18 protein-coding genes and 1 tRNA gene are annotated in these 18,881 nt (G+C 70.4%); 10 read left to right on the top strand and 9 right to left on the bottom strand.

From position 1 onward, the window contains the following. The first annotated feature begins 105 nt into the window (after positions 1 to 105). Entirely contained in the window at positions 106 to 825 is a 720-nt protein-coding gene (locus tag OIE47_RS29010; protein ID WP_326557691.1) for an SDR family oxidoreductase, read from the top strand. An 84-nt stretch (positions 826 to 909) separates the two neighbouring features. Here the strand turns inward: OIE47_RS29010 and OIE47_RS29005 are convergent, their stop codons facing one another. Then, positions 910 to 2,559 carry an MDR family MFS transporter gene (locus OIE47_RS29005; RefSeq protein WP_326557690.1) on the bottom strand — a complete coding sequence of 550 codons (1,650 nt, stop codon included), beginning with the start codon at positions 2,557 to 2,559 and terminating at the stop codon, positions 910 to 912. Positions 2,560 to 2,754: 195 nt separating this feature from the next. Here OIE47_RS29005 and OIE47_RS29000 point away from each other — a divergent pair, with 195 nt between their 5' ends. Both OIE47_RS29000 and OIE47_RS28995 read left to right on the top strand, forming a co-directional pair. Next, on the top strand, positions 2,755 to 3,339 hold the full coding sequence (locus OIE47_RS29000; RefSeq protein ID WP_326557689.1) for a TetR/AcrR family transcriptional regulator: 585 nt from the start codon (positions 2,755 to 2,757) through the stop codon (positions 3,337 to 3,339). Between the two features lie 59 nt (positions 3,340 to 3,398). Next, positions 3,399 to 4,043 (top strand): TetR/AcrR family transcriptional regulator, encoded by a 645-nt coding sequence (locus OIE47_RS28995; RefSeq protein WP_326557688.1) that lies wholly within the window; start codon positions 3,399 to 3,401, stop codon positions 4,041 to 4,043. Between the two features lie 29 nt (positions 4,044 to 4,072). Here the strand turns inward: OIE47_RS28995 and OIE47_RS28990 are convergent, their stop codons facing one another. The 3 genes from OIE47_RS28990 to OIE47_RS28980 all read right to left on the bottom strand — a co-directional run bounded on the left by OIE47_RS28990 (position 4,073) and on the right by OIE47_RS28980 (position 7,738). Then, positions 4,073 to 4,258: a hypothetical protein gene (locus OIE47_RS28990; protein WP_326557687.1), complete on the bottom strand. Its 186-nt coding sequence runs from the start codon at positions 4,256 to 4,258 to the stop codon at positions 4,073 to 4,075. Positions 4,259 to 4,547: 289 nt separating this feature from the next. Then, positions 4,548 to 6,560 (bottom strand): FAD-dependent oxidoreductase, encoded by a 2,013-nt coding sequence (locus OIE47_RS28985; RefSeq protein WP_326557686.1) that lies wholly within the window; start codon positions 6,558 to 6,560, stop codon positions 4,548 to 4,550. A 98-nt stretch (positions 6,561 to 6,658) separates the two neighbouring features. Continuing rightward, a complete protein-coding gene (locus tag OIE47_RS28980) occupies positions 6,659 to 7,738 on the bottom strand; it encodes an alpha/beta hydrolase (RefSeq protein ID WP_326557685.1) in 1,080 nt (359 codons plus the stop codon). Between the two features lie 194 nt (positions 7,739 to 7,932). Between OIE47_RS28980 and OIE47_RS28975 the strand changes: the two genes are divergently transcribed. Next, positions 7,933 to 8,388 (top strand): hypothetical protein, encoded by a 456-nt coding sequence (locus OIE47_RS28975; protein WP_326557684.1) that lies wholly within the window; start codon positions 7,933 to 7,935, stop codon positions 8,386 to 8,388. 132 nt (positions 8,389 to 8,520) lie between these two features. Next, positions 8,521 to 9,063 carry a serine acetyltransferase gene (locus tag OIE47_RS28970; protein WP_326557683.1) on the top strand — a complete coding sequence of 181 codons (543 nt, stop codon included), beginning with the start codon at positions 8,521 to 8,523 and terminating at the stop codon, positions 9,061 to 9,063. A 100-nt stretch (positions 9,064 to 9,163) separates the two neighbouring features. On the opposite strand, the gene OIE47_RS28965 is transcribed toward OIE47_RS28970, so the two are convergent. Continuing rightward, positions 9,164 to 9,769, bottom strand: a complete 606-nt coding sequence (locus tag OIE47_RS28965; RefSeq protein WP_326557682.1) for a hypothetical protein — start codon at positions 9,767 to 9,769, stop codon at positions 9,164 to 9,166. A gap of 199 nt (positions 9,770 to 9,968) precedes the next feature. Between OIE47_RS28965 and OIE47_RS28960 the strand changes: the two genes are divergently transcribed. Then, positions 9,969 to 11,165, top strand: coding sequence for a glycoside hydrolase family 3 N-terminal domain-containing protein (locus tag OIE47_RS28960; protein ID WP_326557681.1), 1,197 nt, complete (start codon positions 9,969 to 9,971; stop codon positions 11,163 to 11,165). Positions 11,166 to 11,219: 54 nt separating this feature from the next. Here OIE47_RS28960 and OIE47_RS28955 read toward each other — a convergent pair whose 3' ends face one another. Then, positions 11,220 to 12,107 carry a M56 family metallopeptidase gene (locus OIE47_RS28955; RefSeq protein WP_326557680.1) on the bottom strand — a complete coding sequence of 296 codons (888 nt, stop codon included), beginning with the start codon at positions 12,105 to 12,107 and terminating at the stop codon, positions 11,220 to 11,222. A 111-nt stretch (positions 12,108 to 12,218) separates the two neighbouring features. On the opposite strand from OIE47_RS28955, the gene OIE47_RS28950 reads away from it, so the two are divergent. Both OIE47_RS28950 and OIE47_RS28945 read left to right on the top strand, forming a co-directional pair. Continuing rightward, on the top strand, positions 12,219 to 12,626 hold the full coding sequence (locus tag OIE47_RS28950; protein ID WP_326557679.1) for a BlaI/MecI/CopY family transcriptional regulator: 408 nt from the start codon (positions 12,219 to 12,221) through the stop codon (positions 12,624 to 12,626). 143 nt (positions 12,627 to 12,769) lie between these two features. Then, a tRNA-Cys gene (locus tag OIE47_RS28945) sits at positions 12,770 to 12,841 on the top strand. A gap of 10 nt (positions 12,842 to 12,851) precedes the next feature. Here OIE47_RS28945 and OIE47_RS28940 read toward each other — a convergent pair. From OIE47_RS28940 to OIE47_RS28930, 3 genes are read right to left on the bottom strand one after another with little or no spacing between them, the layout of a single operon-like run. Then, positions 12,852 to 13,517, bottom strand: coding sequence for a TetR/AcrR family transcriptional regulator (locus tag OIE47_RS28940; RefSeq protein ID WP_326557678.1), 666 nt, complete (start codon positions 13,515 to 13,517; stop codon positions 12,852 to 12,854). A gap of 55 nt (positions 13,518 to 13,572) precedes the next feature. Continuing rightward, a complete protein-coding gene (gene sugE / locus OIE47_RS28935) occupies positions 13,573 to 13,890 on the bottom strand; it encodes a quaternary ammonium compound efflux SMR transporter SugE (RefSeq protein WP_326557677.1) in 318 nt (105 codons plus the stop codon). A gap of 30 nt (positions 13,891 to 13,920) precedes the next feature. Beyond that, on the bottom strand, positions 13,921 to 14,673 hold the full coding sequence (locus OIE47_RS28930) for a 3-oxoacyl-ACP reductase family protein (protein ID WP_326557676.1): 753 nt from the start codon (positions 14,671 to 14,673) through the stop codon (positions 13,921 to 13,923). A 246-nt stretch (positions 14,674 to 14,919) separates the two neighbouring features. Here OIE47_RS28930 and OIE47_RS28925 point away from each other — a divergent pair, with 246 nt between their 5' ends. Both OIE47_RS28925 and OIE47_RS28920 read left to right on the top strand, forming a co-directional pair. After that, positions 14,920 to 15,567 (top strand): M15 family metallopeptidase, encoded by a 648-nt coding sequence (locus tag OIE47_RS28925; RefSeq protein WP_326557675.1) that lies wholly within the window; start codon positions 14,920 to 14,922, stop codon positions 15,565 to 15,567. 69 nt (positions 15,568 to 15,636) lie between these two features. Next, positions 15,637 to 18,681, top strand: coding sequence for an AfsR/SARP family transcriptional regulator (locus OIE47_RS28920; protein ID WP_326557674.1), 3,045 nt, complete (start codon positions 15,637 to 15,639; stop codon positions 18,679 to 18,681). The last annotated feature ends 200 nt before the right edge of the window (positions 18,682 to 18,881 follow it).

Below are 18,881 nucleotides of genomic sequence, written 5' to 3'. Positions count from 1 at the left end.
CGAGCATCACAGACGCAGGAACAGGTCTTGGACGGGACTCACCGGCCCGACGCAGGGTAGACACCGTCAGCACCACGGCACGGATGATCGAAAGGAAGCAAGATCATGGCTCTCACCGACCAGCGGGTGGTCGTACTCGGCGGAACCTCCGGGCTCGGCCTGGCCACCGCGGCCCTGGCGGCTCGCGACGGCGCCCAGGTCGTGGTCGCCTCCAGCAGCCAGGGCAGCGTGGACCGGGCCCTGGCGAGCCTGCCGGCCGGCGCCGCCGGCTACACCGTCGACCTCACCGACCCGGCCGACGTCGGTTCACTGTTCGACCGTACGGGGCCGTTCGACCACCTGGTCTACACCGCTGGCGAGCCGCTCTCCCTGATGTCACTCGACGCGCTCCACCTCGACACCGCCCGCCGGTTCTTCGAGCTGCGGTACTTCTCCGCCCTGTCGGCGGTCAGCGCGGCGGTGCCGTACCTGCGGCCCGGTGGATCCGTCAACCTCACCACCGGCTCCGCGAAGGACCGGCCCGGGCCGGGTTGGTCGGTCGCGGCCAGCATCTGCGGCGCCGTGGACGCGCTGGTCCGCGCCCTGGCCGTCGAGCTGGCCCCGGTACGCGTCAACGCGGTCGCCCCGGGCGTGATCCGCTCGCCACTGTGGGACTCGATGCCGGACGCGGACCGCGAGCAGATGTACCGCCAACTCGGCGAGACGCTGCCCCTGGGCCGGGTGGGTGAACCCGAGGAGGTCGCCGAGGCGTTCCTGTTCCTGCTCCGGGCGACCTACACCACCGGAACGATCGTGACCGTCGACGGCGGGACCCTGCTCGCCTGAGCGTACCGATCCGGGGCCTCCGTCTCCGGCCGCACACGACGACGCCCGGTGCCGTACCGCGGCACCGGGCGCGACGTGCTCGGCTCAGCTCGTACGCCGGTCGGTCTCCCCCGTCCCGGTGACGCCGGCCGATCCGGGCGCCGGGTCCACCACGGACGCACCGGTGGCGACGGCCTCCGGCAGGTCCAGGCTGGTACGCAGCGTGATCGGCTTGAGCAGGGCGGCTGCGATGACACCGACCACCGCGATCGCGGCCGAGATGAGGAAGATGTGCCCGGTCGCGTCGCCGTACGCGTTGCGCACGATGTGCGCCACGGCGTCGGGCAACCCGTTGAGGTTGAGGCTGCCACCGGCACTGCCGGACGCCGAGGCCGGTACGCCCGCAGCGGCCAGGTCGTGGGTGATCTGGTCGGTGACCCGACGGGCGAGGACCGCGCCGAGGACCGAGACGCCGATGGTGCCGCCGAGCGACCGGAAGAACGCCACCGTGGAGCTGGCCGCCCCGATGTCGCGCAGTGGGACGGTGTTCTGCACCGCCAGGACCAGGTTCTGCATGGTCATGCCGACACCGATGCCGACCAGCAGCATCGCCGCGGCCACGAAGAACAGCGACGTCTGGTGGTCGATCGTGCCGAGCATGACGAAGCCGGCCACCAGGACGATCGCACCGCCGACGATGTAGGGCTTGATCCGGCCGGTCTTGGTGATGAGGCGGCCGGCCACGATCGAGGAGCCGAGGACTCCGGCCATCATCGGGATGGTGAGCAGGCCGGCCTCGGTCGGGCTGTAGCCCCGGCCGATCTGGAAGTACTGGCCGAGGAAGACCGCGCCACCGAACATGGCCATCCCGACCGCCAGGCTGGCGACGATGGACAGTGCGGTCGTACGCCGTCGCACGATGTCCAGCGGCACGACCGGTTCGGCGGCACGGGACTCGACGAACACGGTGAGCGCGAACAGGACCAGCGATCCGCCGACCATGGCCGCGGTCTGCCAGGAGATCCAGGCGAAGGACCCGTCGACGAACGAGATCCAGATCAGCAGCAGGCTGACCCCGGCCGCGATGAGCCCGGCGCCCAGGTAGTCGATCTTCACGTTCTCACGCCGTACGGTCTGCAGCCGCAGGGTGGCCTGGAGGACCACCAGGGCGATGATCGCGACCGGTACGCCGACGAAGAAGCACCAGCGCCAGCCCAGCCAGGACGTGTCGACGATGAGGCCGCCGAGCAGTGGCCCGCCGACGGTGGCGACGGCCATGACGCCGCCGAGGTAGCCGTTGTAGCGACCCCGCTCGCGGGGCGGGATCATCGCCGCGATCACGACCTGGACCAGGGCCTGCAGGCCACCGACGCCGATGCCCTGAAAAGCACGGGCGGCGATGAGCTGACCGGCGCTCTGCGCGAAACCGCTCACGATCGAACCCAGGACGAAGATGACGATGGCGACCTGGACCAGCGACTTCTTGTTGAACAGGTCGGCGAGCTTGCCCCAGATCGGGGTGGTGGCGGTCGCGGTGAGCAGGGTGGCCGTCACCACCCAGGTGTACTGGCTCTGCGAGCCGTCGAGGGCGCCGATGATCTGCGGCAACGCGGTCGACACGACCGTACCGCTGAGCATCGCGACGAAGAGCACCAGCAGCAGGCCGCTGAGTGCTTCGAGGGTCTGCCGATGGTTCATCGGCTCCGCGCCGGCGGTGCCGGTGGCGGTCGCCGTGGTGGTAGTGGGTGCGCTCATCGCGCGGGCCTCCAGCAGTCATGGAAGTGTCTCGGATCCGGGGTTTGACCGAGGCTCCGGTGCCACCCCGGCGCGCCATCTCGTCACATCCGTGTCCGGGTGCCGACGCGCTGCCTTGTCCCAGCTTCATGGATATTTGCCGGGTGTGCAAGTTTTCCCATTGAGAAAAGAGTCACGACAGCGTAGCCTTTCGGAGTGGACACGACGCCGGGACGGCGGGAACGGAAAAAGGCCGCGACGCGCCGGGCCCTGCACGAGGCCGCCATCCGGCTCGCCGCCGAAGAGGGACTCGACCGGCTCACCGTCGAGGCGATCGCGGACGCCGCCGACGTCTCCCGGCGTACGTTCTCGAACTACTTCTCCAGCAAGGAGGAGGCGCTCTTCCACGCCGACCTGGTCCGCAGCCGTCGCCTGACCGAGCTGGTCCGGGCCCGGCCGGCGGCCGAACGCCCCTGGACCGCGCTGGAGCGGGCAGCCGAGCAACTGATCGCGGAGGGGGACGACCTGGACCCGATGTGGTTGGCCCAGCGTCGGCTGATCCGGGGCCACCCGAGCCTCGCGGCCCAACTCGTCGCGGTCTACGGTGCCGCCGAACGCGACCTGACCACGGAGATTCTCCGGCGGCTGCCCGAGGGGACCGACACGGCTCTGCGGGCGCGAGTGCTCGCCGCCGCGTTCCTCAACGCGGTCCGGGCCGCCATCCAGCACTGGATCGACCGTCCGGACCGGCCGCTCGCGGAGGTCGTACGGGTGGCGCTGACGTACGCCAGGGACGGCTGACCGGCCCGCCCACCACATTCGAGACCGAGCGGCGGACAGCGACGTTGGAGCGCGGGCACATGGACCAGAACAAGACCGTCACCCGTACGGCGGGCGGCCGCAACCGGATCCGGACCGGCGCGGACTCACCGAGTCCCGGCGACGCCGGGCAGGTACGCGCCCACATCCAACGGATCGCGCTCGGGTTGTTCATCGAGAAGGGCTACGACAAGACCTCCCTACGGGAGATCGCCGAACAGCTCGGGGTGACCAAGGCGGCCCTCTACTACCACTTCCCCACCAAGGAAGACATCGTCAGCAGCCTGGTCGAGAAGCGGATCGCCGCCGTCGAGGAGCTGATCGCATGGGCCCGGCAGCAGCCCGATCCCGAGCTGATGCGACCGGAGTTCGTCCGGCGGTACGCGGCCGGGCTGCACGACGTGCACCGGCACGAGGACGTACTGCTCTTCTTCGAGCAGAACAAGACCCTGGTCAACACCCTGCGGGCCGGTACGCTGCTGCGCGAGCAGATGATCCGGGTCTTCGAGCTGCTCGCCGAGCCGGACGAACCGCTCACCCAGCAGTTGTGCCGGGTGATGGCCATCTTCTCGATCCACGCCGGCTGGCAGATCCTGCGCGACCGCGGCACCGACGAGGAACGCCGCCAAGCCACCCTCGAAGTAGCCCTCCAGATCATGCAGAACGCCGACCACCACCCCGCCTGAGCCCGATGCCAGGAAGACAGGCATCGGGCCTAGCCAGGCATGACCCGGGGGGCGTGGAAGCGTTCCGCGTGCTCGGCCACCCACTGTGCGAACGTGCGCGCCGGGCGACCGGTCACCTGCTCGACGGTGTCGACGACCGTCGTGGAGGCATCGCTGGAAGCGGCGTACCAACCGACGACATATTCGGCGTCCTCCCGCGACACGCCGGTGGCCATCAGCCTGTCGACGGCCTGTTGGTGCGTGATCGGGACGAAAACGATGTCATGGCCGATCGCCCGGGACAGGATCGCGATCCGCTCACGCGGGGTCAGCTCCCTCCGTTGCCGACGACGCTAAAACCTCAACTCCACTTAATGTCAAGACGCTCGACCTCACACCCGCCCCCTCCCCTCCCCTCCCCTCCCCCCTCCGCGCCGATCTTGCAGTTGTGGTCGCTCACAAAGCACCTCGAACCCGGCATACCAGGAGCCACAACTGCAAGATCAACGCGTACGGGGGTGGGGGTCAGGGGGCGAGGAAGCGGGTGGCGTCGGCTACGACGTAGCCGGTGGTGTTCTCGGTTCTGATCAGGACGCTGCCGGCGGAGCCGGCGGTGAAGGGGAAGCTGCCCAGGGAGACCCACTGGCCGCCGGAGGTGCGCTGGTCGACGGTGCGGGTGGTGATCCCACCACTGTGGACGATGTCCACCGGTACGTTGGAGGCCCGGTTCTCGTGCGCGGTCCACCGTAGATAGACGGTGTACGTGCCGGTGGTCGGCAGGTTCGGGGTGAACCGCATCCGGTTGACGCCCTTGCCCGTGTTGTTGTCGTGCTCGTAGTCGGGGCCGTGGTAGCCGCCGATCGAGGTGCTCCCCAGCCAGGTGCCGGCCCGGGTCACGCCGGTGGCGGCCCGGCTGTCGAGGATCACCTCACCGGCGACCGGCGGCGGCCAGACCAGCAGTTGACCGTCGGCGAGCAGCCGGGTCCGCAGCGTCGGGTAGTCCACGTCCTGCACGGCCGCGCCGCTGTCGACCGCCAACATCGCGGCGGTGGCGGCCGACTGGCCGAGGATCATGAACACCGGCTCCATCCGGATCGACCCGTACGCGATGTGGCTCGCGGCCAGGCAGGCCGGCACGGTGAGGTTGGCGCACTGACCCCGGGTCGGCACGATCGACCGGTAGCTGATCGAGTACGGCGCCGACACCCCGATCTGTACGTCCCCCTCGTTGCGCACCCGGCCGCCGACCACCACCCGCTGGCAGTTGTGCGAGTCCATCGTGTAGCTGGCCAGACCCACCGGGTCGGTGACCGTCTCCTGGCCCCGACAGTTCCGCTCGGTCATCACGTACGCCGAGACCATCCGCCGGGCCTCCCGGACGTAGAGCTGCGGCGGCCACCCGCCGGTGCCGGTGAACTCGTCGGCGGCCAGTCCCCACGACGCGGTCGCCGACCTGATCGACGCCGGCAGCCGGGGATCGTTGGCCAGGAACCACATCAGCCCCTGCTGGTACGCCCGGTGCTCGGCCGCGATGCTGTCCCGTACGGCGTAGCTCGCGGTCGGGTACGCGTAGTTCGCACCGATGAAGTCGGTCGAGAACGCCCCGTTGTTGTTCGAGTCGGTCTTGCCGTTGCCCACCCCGTGGGTGGTGAAGAACGGACCGGTCCAGCCTGCCTGGACGTAACGCAGCAGCAGTTCGTAGTCGGCGGCGTCGTAACCGGCCGGGCGCGGGAACGGGATCCGGTTGGCCGCCTGGGTCAGGCACATCCGGTAGTTGTACGCCTGGATCAGGCCGTCGCCGGTGCCGTTGGGCGCCACCGGCGTGGCCGAGATGCCGGGCAGCAGCCCGCTGGACGGGTTGCCCGGCACGACGTACGGGTCGACCGGGAAGTTGAACTGGTGCCCGGTGCGCAGTTGCACCCCGTTGATGGTCTCGCCGTACGTGCTGTTGCTCTCCCGGCCCACCGTCCAGGTCACCCCGGCCCGGTGCATCAGGTCGCCCTCGTAGCTGGCGTCGACGAACATCGGTCCCCGGAACACCTGGCCGTTGTCGGCGACGATCTCGGTGATCCGGTTGCCTGCCATGGTGACGGTGGACAGCCGGGTGCCGTAGTAGATCGGCACGCCCGACTCGGCGAGCAGGTCGTCGAAGACGGCACGGGCGACGTGCGGCTCGAAGGTGAACCGGGCCGGCGAGGTCGGGGTGACCGGGGTGCCGGCGTACTTGGCGTGCACCCGGCGGTAGAACTCCCCGGCGATTCCCTTGATCGCGGACTGGGTGCCGCTGTCGGTCATGCCGAGGCCGCCGGTGGTCAGGCCGCCGAGGTGGGTGCCGGGTTCGAGGACCACGGCGGTACGACCCATCCGGCGCGCCTGCACGGCGGCGACGATGCCGGCGGAGGTGGCGCCGTAGACCACCAGGTCGGCCGGGACGACGGCGGCGGCGAGTGCGGCGGTCGACAGCGCCGGGACACCGGCGACGACAACGGTGGCGCCGCCGATCCGCAGCAGCGTACGGCGGTTGATCGGGTAGGGCATGGCGCGCGACTCCTCCGGTAGTGGACTCGGGAGCGTGCCGCCGCATCCCTCGAATCACCCACGACTCTCACGCCGCCGTCCGACGTTGTCAAGGTCGTCTATCCGGTACGGGTGACCCGCGTCCGCTCGGGATCGTCGGCACCCTGTCCCTGCTCCGGGACGTCGGCCAGGCCGGCACGGCCCTCGTAGAGGTCCAGATAGAGCTGGTCCAACTCGTCGGCCAGTTCGTTGACCCGCTCCGGCCGGACGATGTCGTGCCCCAGCCCCAGCTCCCGGGCCAACCGGTGTACGCGCAGCGGCAGGTCGTTCGCGTCGGCCAGCCTGCGCGGCAGCTCGACGGCCGCCCGCTGGTCGATCGACTCGTCGTTCTCGGAGAACGCCACGGCCACGGTGCGCAGGTCACTGCGGCCCGGCAGGGCCTTCAGGTTGATCGTGATCCGCAGGTACTGGGACAGGGCGGAGATCCAGAACCCGGTCGCGGTGACCTGGCGGTCCGGCAGGATGCGGAACCCGAACAGTACGGTCAGCGGCTTGATCAGGTAACCGGGCGCCTTCGCCGGGTTCACCCGGTAGAACGGGGCGAGTACGAGCAGCCGGCGCACCACGTCGGAGCGGTACTGGGCCAACCAGGTGCCGAGCACCGCGCCGCCGGAGATGCCGACGACGCCGACCTCCTCCCCCAGTCCGGCCGCGATGTTGATCGACTCGTTCGCGTACCCGACCAGCTCGATCGCGCGCAGGTGTCCCTCCGCCCGCCGGTCGACCAGGCCGTGTCCGGGGGCACGGGGCACGTAGACGTTGTAACCGTGGTCGAAGTAGAACCGGGCCAGGTTCGCGTACTGGGCCGGCGAGACGGTGTAGCCGTGCAGCATCAGCACCGCCTTCGCGGTGCGCGTGCCGTGGGTCAGCAGCATGCTCCCGGCCTCCGGCGCCACGTCCGGGTCGTCCCGATCGGCGGTGACGATCTCCGTGGCTCGGGCGACGGCGTCGTCGTGGTCCAGCGACTCGACCAGCGCGTGCCGCAGCCGCCCGTTGCGCAGCGGCCACGCGTACACGACGAGCACCGGGACGAGCAGCAGCAGAACCAGGACCCCGAGCACGATCACGACCCAGGGCAGGGCGTCGCCGCCGAGGTGCGCCGCCGAGTAGTCCCAGGCGCTGTTCGAGGTGGGGTCCAAGGGTTCACCTGCCGTCACCGGAGCCGAGCTGATCCGTACCGGAAACGGTAGTTACGTGGTTCACCTACTGGCGCGTAGCTGTGGTCGGGATCATGCCCCGTCCGCTGGGTCTGCCGTCACCCGGCGAGATCGGCGGAGCCCCGGTGCCAACCGGGGCGGCGCGGGCCCTGGGCGTACCTCTAGCATCTACGCGCATGCGCACCGCTCCCGTGATCATCGAAGGCCTCGCCGGGCCCGTGGAAGTCACGACGAACCTGCTGACCGGCAAGCACTCGATGACCGTCGGCGGGCAACCGACGGTGGGTACCCGCCGGGGTCACTACACCCTTCCGACCGCCGACGGGCAGACCGTGGCGGCCAGGCTGCGGGCCAGCCTGCTGGATCCGTACCCCACGATCGAGATCGCGGGTGTCAGGTACCGCACCGGGCCCGGAATCCCGCTCGCGCTACGGATCCTGGCGCTGCTCCCGTTTGTCCTCGTGATCGCGGGCGGACTGCTCGGCGGAGTGATCGCGGCGGCCGGTCTGGTGGCGAACTTCGGCATCGCGCGCGGTTCGCAGTCGACCGCTGTGAAGGCGATTTTCATGCTCCTGGTTCTCGCGGGGACGTTCCTGGCATACACCGCGGTCGTCGCGCTGCTGCTCCTCTAGGCACAGCCGCCGGCAAGCCCGATCGCACACCAGTTCGTCACCTTTGCTGGTGTGCCGCTTCACCGTGCCGGCATAATTATCGGCCTTGCACGGACTCTTCACCCCTACCCCGACGCCCCTCTGGAGCACCCTGTGTCGGCAGAGTTCGCCCTGCGTGAGGCCCTGAGGCGGGACTTCGCGCGCAACCGGGACTGGCTCACCCGCGCGGTTCTGCTCGTCTTCCGCTACGGGCAGTGGGCGAGCCGGCGCAGCGGCGCGACCAGGCTCCTCCTCGCACTGCCGCACAAGGTCGCCAACCTGCTCCTGCTCCGGCTCGCGGTCGGGTGCGACCTACCCGCGCAGACGACCTGCGGGCCGGGGTTGCGCCTGCACCACGCGGGGCGAGGTGTCGCCATCCACCGGCGGGCGGTCCTGGGCGCCGACATCACCCTCTTCCACGATGTCGCGATCGGCCAGCGCGACAACACCGGCGAGCCGATCCTCGAAGACGGCGTCATGGTGGGTGTGGGCGCCCGCATCCTCGGCCCGGTGCGTCTCGGCGCCGGCGCGCGGGTGGGCGCCAACGCGGTCGTACTGGACGACGTGCCGGCGGGCGGAACGGCCCTCGGCCCCCGCGCCACGATCCGCCCCGCGAGCCGTACCCAACCAGCACCGGAAGGCGCCAACGCCCCCTGAGGGCGGCGAGCGCCGGTAGGTGCTCCGTTCCGGCCCGGCCGACGGCGTGACGGCGGTCGTCCACCGGGGACCACCACCGCCACGCCGATCCGGGCCGGACCTAGGTCTGGCAGAGGATGCCGAGGTCGTCGACCCACGCGGCCAACGTCGTACCGCTGGCGTTGCCGATCAGCGAGACCCGGACGAGTACGTCGGTCGGGCCGTGTTTCCACTCGGTCGATACGAACGTGTACGGGGCGTCGCCGCTGAGCACCACCGTCCTGAGCGCCACGTACGTGAAGTTGACCGGGTTGATGATCTCGAAGTTGACCTGTTGGGTGGCGAGGGCCGGATTGACGTGGATCCCGGCCGTGCAACTGGTCGTCGGCGGCAGCGAGACCCGGCGGCTGACCGAGGAGAACCCCGCACCGCGCATCGAGACGAATCCGGAGCGGATCCCGTTGTGCGGCTGCGAGAGGCTGACGCCGCCCGTACCGTCGCCGACGTGGGTGAAGCTCCAGTTGGCCGCCTGGGTCCCCTCGAAGCCGTCCTGGACGGTGATGATCGAGGCGCTGGCCGGCGACGCGGTCATCCCGATCAGTGCCGCGGTCAGGCCGAGCAGGGCCGCCATGACCGCCGCCCGACGCGGTGTACGCGACCGGGGTGTGCCCTGCGGCGTCCGGGTGGACGACTGCCGGACCGTACCCGGGTAGATGATGGTTCGCATCACTGATCACCTCGTGATCTGGCTGGTGGGGAGCCCGTTGGCACCCCGCTGACCAGATGTCTAGTCGGCGGATCGTTGTCCGGCTTCGGGGGCGGTTCGCGGACAATCAACCCCGCACAACCACCCCCGGCCGCAGGTCGTGGGTCGAAGAGGTGCGATATGCCCTCGGGAGCCGGCCACCCGCCGTAGCGTGGACAACGTGAACGATGCTCACGTGACCCGCAGGCTGCTGCTCACGGGCATCGGCTCGGCCGCGGTGGCGGCGGGTCTGGCCGGCTGCGGGTCGTCCACGGCGAAGACGCCGACGCGTCAGGTGGCCGCCTCACCCCGGGCCTCCACCGGTCGGCCGGCCACGTCGGCGACGTTCGACGAGGCCGCGCTCCGCCGGAAGATCGCGAGTCTGCTCGTGGTCGGCTTCCGCGGCGAGACGGTTGGCACCAACGACTGGATCGTGAAGGCGGTCAGGAACGGCCTCGGTGGGGTCATCCTGTTCGACCGCGACCTGGAGACCAACACCGCCCGCAACATCACCTCACCGGCCCAGGTCACCGCCCTCGTCAAGAGCCTGCGGCAAGCCTCTCCGGGGCGACTGATCGTCTCGATCGACCAGGAGGGCGGCAAGGTGGCCCGGCTCAACCCGAGCAACGGCTTCCCCGCCACGAAGTCGGAAGCCGAGATCGGCGCCGCCAACTCCCCGTCCACCACCCGGACCTGGGCGCAGGGACTGGTGCACGATCTCACCTCGATCGGGGTCAACCTGAACTACGCGCCCGTGGTCGACCTGGACCTGAACCCGAACAATCCCGCGATCGGCAAGCTCGCCCGCAGTTTCTCCGCCAACCCGGACGTGGTGGTCAGGAACGCCACCGAGGAGATCCAGGTCCACCGGGCGGCCGGGGTGAAGACGAGCATCAAGCACTTCCCGGGCTTCGGCAGCGCGACCGGGAACACCGACTTCGCCGTCGTCGACGTCAGCAAGACCTGGAACCGGAGCGAACTCGTACCCTTCCAGCGGCTGATCGACAGCGGGACCGTCGACTCCGTACTGGTCGCGCACCTGCTCATCAAGCAACTCGACCCGAGCCGCCCCGCATCCCTGTCCCCGGCGGTCGTCACCGACCTGCTCCGCGGTCAGCTCGGCTGGCAGGGTCCCGTGGTCAGCGACGACATGCAGGCCGTCGCGATCACGAGCAAGTTCGGCCGGGACGAGTCCGTCGCGCTGGCGCTCGAAGCCGGCCTCGACCTGCTCGTCTTCGGAAACCAGCAGGTGTACGACACGAAGATCGTCGACGAGACGCTCGACAACGTCGTCAACCTGGTACGCACCGGGCGCCTCACCGAGGCGCGGATCGACCAGTCGGTGGAGCGCGTCAACGCCCTGCGTCCGAAGAGCTGACGGCTGCGCCCGACCGGCGGCCCCCCGTTGCGGCGCCCTCCCGGACGTGGCGACCTATCGGCCGAGTCGGGCCGCGCTGAGCAGCTCGAAGAAATCCCAGACCGCCTCGCCGGTCCAGAGCAGCGAGGCCACCGCCAGTGACACCGGCAGTGCCCGCAACGCGCGCGAGCGGACGGGCGGATGGGGGTGCAACAACTCCGCCACGCGGCGCGGGACAACCCCGCCGGGCGCCGCGGCGTGCAGGCTGTGCGGGAGGTCCTGCCTCCCGGTGGCGGCCAGGGCGGCCACGCCGATGGCGTGGGCGACCGTACGGCGACTGCCAACCTCGACCGCGGCCTGCTCGTCGGCGGCCCGTTCCACGAGGTAGTCGACGTGGCGGGGCACCCACCACAGCGCCGGGTGGGTGGCGGCGGCGAGTTCGGCCAGCCGGAGGAGCCGGTGGTGACCCGCGGCCAGGTGCGCGTGCTCGTGGGCGAGCAGCGCGTCGAACTGCCGGTCGGTGAGCAGCCGGCGCATGCCGGTGGTGACCACGACGTGACCGGGGTGGCCCGGGACGGCGAACGCCTGGGGCGACTCGTCGGACAGGACCACGAGCGGGCCACCGGCGGGCAGCCCGACCTGACCGAGGTCGAGGGCTCGACGCTGCCGGCGCCAGCGCCGGGCGACCGATACCACGCCGATCACCAACAGTGCGGCGCTCAGCCACGGCGCCCAGGCCACGTACGCGGTGTCGGCCGCGACCACCGGGGACGACCAGCCGAACGTCCGGCCGACGGCCGGCACCTCGGCGATCGCCACCAGCGCGAACACGCCGAGGTTGATCATGCTGGCCGCGCCGACGGCAACGGTCGACCAGGCCACGATGACCGCCGCGATCGACGGTGGCAGCCGATCGGCCAGCAGCCGGATCGCCACCACGATCAGTGGCGGAACCACAACCACCGACCAAACGAGATGATCGAACATGCCCCTCCGTCCGGACCGGTCGAGTGTGCCACGAGGCCGGGAGGACCCGACGGAGGCGGTGGGAGCGAGCCGATAGAGTCGACCGCGATGAGTACGACACCGCCCTCTCCCGCGGCCGAACCGTCCGAGAACGGACGTCGGCGCTCCGGCCAGCTCGAAGCCCAGGTGGTCACCATCCTCGTCGAGGCCGGCGGCCCGTTGACCCCCGGTGAGGTCCGTGATCGGCTCGATCCGGGTGGCCCGCTGTCCTACAGCACGGTGGTGACCACGCTCAGCCGCCTGTTCGACAAGGGCGCTGTCAGCCGGGAACGCGACGGTCGCGCCTACCGCTACGGTGCCGTACGCGACGCCGCCGGCCTGGTCGCCGAGCGAATGCGCCGACTGCTGACCGCCGAGCCCGATCGCACCTCGGTACTGCGACGGTTCGTCAGCGCACTCGACGACCGCGACGAACGGATCCTGCGCGCTCTGCTCCGGGAGGACTCCGACTCGTGAGACCGGCCGGTTGAGGAGGCCCCGGCGACCGACCGGCGCCGGTCTTGGCCCTGCGACGGCACGGAACGGAGATGCTGTCGCTGGACGTCGGCCGCCCCGGGGGTGGTGATCCGACCGGGTCGGCTCCTACACTCGTCGACGGTGGACCGTAGCGCAGAGGTCGTCGCGTCCGACTGCACATCGGAAGGACGCCGGTTCGAATCCGGCCGGTCCCACCGCGAGGGTCTACCCCTGACCCGGTGACCCGGCGGAGCTACCGCGTCTGTCCGGGGACTGTCGAGTGGTGGGACGGGGCACCAGCTGGTCCCATGCGGTCATCGCACAGGTGACGATCTCGTCGAGCGCTTCGCGGCTTGCGCCATCGCGGGCCTGGATCGACATCCCCTGCTGTACGGCACCGAGAAAGCGGGCGACCATTCGGGTGTCGACCGTCGGTGGCACGTCGCCGTCGGCCACGCCCCGTTCGATCCGTACGCGGAGCCCGGTGATGTCGTTGTTGCGGCACTCGGCGAGAAACCGGCGGACTTCGTCGTTTCCGGCCGGACCTGTGGTGGCAGCCAGTACGACCATGCAGCCCAACGGGCGCGACGGATCAACGTGCGACCGAGCGTTGTGTCGCAGCATCGCCTCGATGCCCGCCCGCGCGGTGTCACCTTCCTCGAGTGCAGCCTGCGGTGCCGCGCCCTCGGTCTCGTTGTAGTGCGCGACAGCCTCGCGGAACAACGCTTCCTTGCTACCGAAGGCGGCATAGAGGCTCGGCGACGCGATGCCCATCGCGGCGGTGAGTTCGGTCATCGAGGCACCCTCGTAGCCGTGTTGCCAGAACACCTCCATCGCGCGCCCGAGCGCGACCGTTCGATCGAACGTACGTGGTCGTCCCCGTCCCGCCATCCGCTCCTCCATTCCCTCAGGAGGATATTCCGCCAAACGACCGTCGTTCGTCGCCTCACCCCTCCACCGCCTTCAGCCCGGCGATGCCGACCACGATGAGCCCGAGGAAGGCAAGCCGCGCGGGTGCGGCACTCTCGTTCAACGCGACGATGCCGGCGATCGCGACCCCCACCGCCCCGATCCCGACCCAGACCGCGTACGCGGTGCCGACCGGCAGGGACCTCAACGCCCAGGCCAGCAGGACGAAGCTGAGCAGTGCGGTGGAGACCGCCAGGGTGGACGGCCACAACCGGGTGAAGCCCTCGGACTGCCGGAGCGCGATCGCCCAGACGATTTCCAGCAGGCCGGCGGCAACAAGGACGAGCCATGCCATGACGAGAACCTTCTTCGTCTCGAACGGCGGTCAGGCGGCGAAGCCGCCGTCGACCGAGATGGATGCACCGGTGATGTAGCGCCCGCCGTCACCGGCCAGGTGGCTGACGGTGGCGGCGATGTCGGTCGGCTCCGCGTAGTGTCCGAGTGCGATGAACGTCCGTTCGTGGTCGGCGCCCTCGCCGTCCGCCGGGTTCATGTCGGTGTCGGTGGAACCCGGATGCACCACGTTGACCGTGATCCCGCGCTCGCCGAGATCGCGGGCAAGGCCCTTGGTCAGGCCGACGAGTGCGCTCTTGCTCATGGCGTAGAGGGTCACACCGGCGTACGGGACCCGCTCGGCGAAGCAACTGCCGATGCTGATCACGCGACCGCCCGTACCCATGTGCCTGACTGCCGCCTGGGTGGCCAGGAAGACACCGCGTACGTGGATGCCGAGGGTCCGGTCCAGCTCCGCGAGACTGACGTCCTCGATCGGGCCGTACGGGAACACCCCGGCGTTGTTGACGAGGATGTCGAGCCGACCCAACTCGGCGACCGTACGCGCGACCGCGTCGACCACTCCCCGGGCGCTCCCGCTGTCGGCCGGTATGGCCACCGCGCTGCGTCCCAGTGTCTCGACGTCGGCCACCAGGGCCTTGGCCCTGTCCTCCGCGTTGACGTAGGTGAACGCCACATCGGCACCGTCGCGGGCGAGTCGCTCCACGACGGCCGCACCGATACCCCGACTGCCCCCGGTCACCAGGGCGACCTTGCCACCAAGTCCGGCCACACCGCTCTCCATCCCTGCGTCGGTATTTCTATGTCGATCGGCACAATATAGAGAACCATACCTGCTTCTGTGGACGGTGGGTACCGGGCCGGCCGCGTTCCGACGGTCACGAGCGGCGGCTTCCACCTGCGCCGCGGACCGGTTCGGCGGACCGACCCTCCGCGCTTGAAGAGAAATTGAAGCGGCGTCGGGCACCCTGGGCGCATCGGGGGGTCGCCGCCTGAGCTGGGCGGGACGGAGCATCGTTGGTGAAGATGGGTGCTGAACGTGGGCATGGTGCTGCTGTCCGACCCGGCCGTGACGGCGACGTTGGTACGCGAGTGCGGTGAGCCGTTGGTCGACCTGCGCGACGTTGAGGCGTTGCGGCTCGACCACCGGCTCGCCGACTCCGACGGCGCGTATGCCCGGCTGCGGGTGGGCGTGGTCGACCGTCTGGTCACCGCGCAGACCCTGCTCCCGTCCGGGATACGGCTCCTGGTCATCGAGGGGTACCGGCCGTTGGCGCTGCAGGAGCAGTACTTCGAGGCACACGTCCAGCGGTTGCGCGAGCGTACGCCGGAGGCCGAGGAGTCGGCGCTGCGTCGCCACGCCAGCCGGTACATCTCCCCGCCGTCGGTGGCGCCGCACGTGGCCGGGGCGGCGGTGGACCTGACCCTGTGCAGTGTCGACGGCGAGGAACTCTGGATGGGTACGGCGGTGAACGACACCGACACCACCGCGTGCCACACGGACTCGGCCGACATCGGTGCCGAGGCACGAGCCAACCGGAAGCTGCTCTGCGATGCCATGCGGGGCGCCGGCCTGGTGAACTATCCGAGCGAATGGTGGCACTGGTCGTACGGCGACCGTTACTGGGCGTACGCGAGCGAATCCAGCCATGCCCCGTACGGCCCGATTAGTTCCTGACCCGACAGAACGGCCAAAGCAACACCACTAGCATCCAACCAGGAACCCGGGTGGCGGCTGGAGGTCGATTTGCTACAGGTCCGACTTCTCGGTCCGGTCACGGCCCAGTCCTCGGACGGGCCGATCCCGCTGGGTGGGAGCAAACCACGGGCACTGTTCGCGGCCCTGGTCCTGGAGCGGGGACGGGTCGTACCGGCCAGCCGCCTGGTCGACGTGATCTGGCCGGACGGGCCGCCGGAGAGCGCCCGAGCGCTGATCCAGACGTACGTCTCCACCCTGCGCAAGGCGTTCGCCCGGCACGGCCACCCGGACGTCATCGGCACCCACCCGCCCGGCTACCTGGCGCGACTCGACGACGCGACGGTGGACGCCGACATCCTCGCCGGACTCGTCGACGAGGCGAGGGAGCAGGCCGGACTGGGTGACCACGGCGGCGCGGCGGACCTGCTGCGCGAGGCGATCGCGCTGAGTCGCGGACCGGCCCTGTCGGGTCTGGGGAAGTCGCCACTGGCCGCCGAGGCCCGACGGCTCGACGAACTGCTCCTGGTGGCGCAGGGCGAGCGGGTCGCGGCCGAGCTGAACCAGGGTCGCCTCGACCATCTCGCCGAGCTGACCGGGCTGGTGAACCGTCATCCGACCAACGAACGGCTGCGCGGGCAGCTCATGGTGACCCTGTACCGGCTGGGGCGGCAGACCGACGCACTGGCCTGTTATCGGGAGGGCCGCTCGGCGCTGGTCGAGGAGTTGGGCGTGGAGCCGGGCCCGCACCTGCGGGAACTGCACACCGCGATCCTGCGCGGTGACGGCGAGGTGCTGCACGGCGGCCGGTCCGAGCCGGATCCGGGGCCGCCCCTGGTGGTGCCGGTGCAGGTTCCGCTCGCCCCGTCGGACTTCACCGGACGCGAGGTGGAGCACGTTGCGCTGGTCGCAGCGTTACGGGCCCAGACACCGGGTACGCACGTGCTGGCCGGCCAGGGTGGCAGTGGCAAGTCCGCGCTGGCCGCCCGGGTGGCCCAGCAGGTGCGGGAGTCGTTCCCGGACGGTCTGCTCTACGCCGACCTGCGCGGGATGACCGACTCCCCGGCGACCCAGGACGAGGTGCTCGCCGGGTTCCTCCGCTCGCTCGGCGTCGGCCTGGCGCACATCCCCGATTCCTCCCGCGAGCGGACCGAGTTGTACCGCAGCCTGGTCGCCGGGCGACGGGTCCTGGTGCTGTTCGACGACGCCGCGAACGAGCGTCAGGTCCGGCCCCTGCTGCCGGCCGGACCGCAGTGCGCGGCGCTGATCACCTCGCGGGACCGGCTGGCCGGGCTGGCCGGGGCGAGGCTGACCGAGATCGGGGTGCTCACCGACGACGAGGCGTGGGCGTTGCTCTGCCGGATCATCGGCGCGGAGCGGGCCGCCGGGGACGTCGCCTCGGCCCGGGGCATCCTGGCCGGCTGCGAGAACCTGCCGCTGGCGATCCGGATCGCGGGTGCCCGGTTGGCCACCCGCCGGCACCTGCCGCTCGGCGTACTCGCCGTGCGTCTGGCGGACGAGCGTCAGCGCCTCGACGAACTCGCCGCCGGTGACCTCGCCGTACGGTCCAGCATCACCCTGAGCTACCGGGCCCTGGACGAGCAGGCCGCCGTGGCACTGCGTCGGCTCGGTTTCTTCGGCATCCCCGAATTCGACGCCTGGATGCTCGGGCGGCTGCTGGACACGTCCGAGCCGGCCGCAGAGCGGCTGCTGGAGCTGCTGGTGGACGCGCACCTGGTGGAGTTCACCGGGGTCGACCCGACGGGCGCGCTGCGTTACCGACTGCACGACCTGGTCCGCCTCTACGCGCGCGAGCGGGCGGAGGCCGACGAACCGGCCGAGGCGCTGCGGGACGCGGTGGTCCGGGCGGTCACCGGTTGGCGGGCCGTCATCGACCACATCACCACCACCTTCCCGCCGGCCGAGGTGGTCTGGCACAAGCCGTCCGGGCCGCGCTTCCCGGTGCCGGACGAGCTGGCGAAGCGGGTGCTCGGCGACGCGGCGGGCTGGTTGCAGCGCGAGGAGTCGGTGCTGGCGATCGGGCTCGAACGGGCGGCGGCGATCGGCCTGGACGAGCTGGCCTGCGACTTCGTGTCGGCGCGGATGGCACTGGAGTTGGAGGGCGCGAACCGCTTCGAGTTCCGGTCCCGGATCGTGAACGCCGCGTTGGAGGCGAGCGTGCTGGCCGGCAACCTGCACGGCGAGGCGGACATGCTGACGGAGCTGGCCCACCTGCGCTACTCCGAGGACCGCTACAGCGAGTCCCGGCAGCACTTCGGTGAGGCGCTGAGCAGGTTCCGGGCCCTGGGGAACGTACGGGGGCAGGCCTCGGCGCTGGCCGGGCTGGGTCTGGCCTGCCGGGAGCCCGGTCACCTGGCCGAGGCGCTGCACTTCCTCAACCAGTCGGCGGAGCTGCTGCGTACCCTGGACGACGCCGTCGGCCTCGGCTACGTGCACCGGGTACGCGGTTCGGTCCTGCTGGAGCAGGGCAACTTTCCGGCGGCGCTCGCCGACCTGGAACTGTCCATGTCGGCGTACCGGCGTACCGGCAGCCAACGGGGGGTCGCGTACACGCTGCGCAGCCTCGGGCTCTACCACCGCGCCCGGGGCGATTACCACGAGGCGTTGCGGGTGTGTGCCGAGGCCGCCGAGATCTTCGCCGAACTCGGCAACGACCTGATGCACTCGTACGCCGTACGCGCCCATGCCACCACGCAGTTACGGATGGGTCTGGTCGACGAGGCGCTGCCCCGGTTGGAGTGGGTGCTGTCGGTGGCCCGCGACGCCCGGGACCGTTGGGGGCAGGGCGTCGCGCTCCGGGTGCTCGGACAGCTTCACCTCGCCGAGGGGCGGCTCGACCTGGCGGAGGATCTGCTCGACTCGGCGATGTCGCTGTGGGACACCGTTCAGGCCCCGCTCTGGCGGGCGCGTACGGAGTACGTCCTGTCCCTGGTGTACCGCGCACGGGGTGACCTCGACGCGGCGGATCGGGCGTACGCGAACGCCCACCGGGTCTTCCACGACCGCAACTCCCGCGAGTACGTCGAGCTGAGCGCGGCGCCAGCACCGGCTTCGGCCAGTCCGACGCTCCACTGAGGGCCACCCACCCGCATTTCCGGGAATCGATGCACGGCATCGATTCCAGTGTTGACGTGCCCGTAGCACGTCGGTAACATTCGGCCAAAGCGCTGCAAGATTACGACAAAGACCTGCTTGTTTTGCCGCTTGCATCTGCAATTTCCAGTGGGGCCGCTCCCTGCGGTGTTTCTCCCCCGTCCCGGAGAGGCCCGGTGGTG

The sequence above is a fragment of the Micromonospora sp. NBC_01796 genome (assembly GCF_035917455.1).
GTDB lineage: Bacteria > Actinomycetota > Actinomycetes > Mycobacteriales > Micromonosporaceae > Micromonospora_G.
This window is presented reverse-complemented; position numbering and strand designations above follow the sequence as displayed.

Bases quoted from the DNA above. Each gene is read 5' to 3' on its own strand.
- OIE47_RS28990 (WP_326557687.1), bottom strand. From the start codon at position 4,258: ATGGCCACCGGCGTGTCGCGGGAGGACGCCGAATATGTCGTCGGTTGG.
- OIE47_RS28985 (WP_326557686.1), bottom strand. From the start codon at position 6,560: ATGCCCTACCCGATCAACCGCCGTACGCTGCTGCGGATCGGCGGCGCC.
- OIE47_RS29005 (WP_326557690.1), bottom strand. From the start codon at position 2,559: ATGAGCGCACCCACTACCACCACGGCGACCGCCACCGGCACCGCCGGC.
- OIE47_RS28995 (WP_326557688.1), top strand. From the start codon at position 3,399: ATGGACCAGAACAAGACCGTCACCCGTACGGCGGGCGGCCGCAACCGG.
- sugE (WP_326557677.1), bottom strand. From the start codon at position 13,890: ATGGCATGGCTCGTCCTTGTTGCCGCCGGCCTGCTGGAAATCGTCTGG.
- OIE47_RS28975 (WP_326557684.1), top strand. From the start codon at position 7,933: ATGCGCACCGCTCCCGTGATCATCGAAGGCCTCGCCGGGCCCGTGGAA.
- OIE47_RS28965 (WP_326557682.1), bottom strand. From the start codon at position 9,769: ATGCGAACCATCATCTACCCGGGTACGGTCCGGCAGTCGTCCACCCGG.
- OIE47_RS29010 (WP_326557691.1), top strand. From the start codon at position 106: ATGGCTCTCACCGACCAGCGGGTGGTCGTACTCGGCGGAACCTCCGGG.
- OIE47_RS28930 (WP_326557676.1), bottom strand. From the start codon at position 14,673: ATGGAGAGCGGTGTGGCCGGACTTGGTGGCAAGGTCGCCCTGGTGACC.
- OIE47_RS28950 (WP_326557679.1), top strand. From the start codon at position 12,219: ATGAGTACGACACCGCCCTCTCCCGCGGCCGAACCGTCCGAGAACGGA.
- OIE47_RS28940 (WP_326557678.1), bottom strand. From the start codon at position 13,517: ATGGCGGGACGGGGACGACCACGTACGTTCGATCGAACGGTCGCGCTC.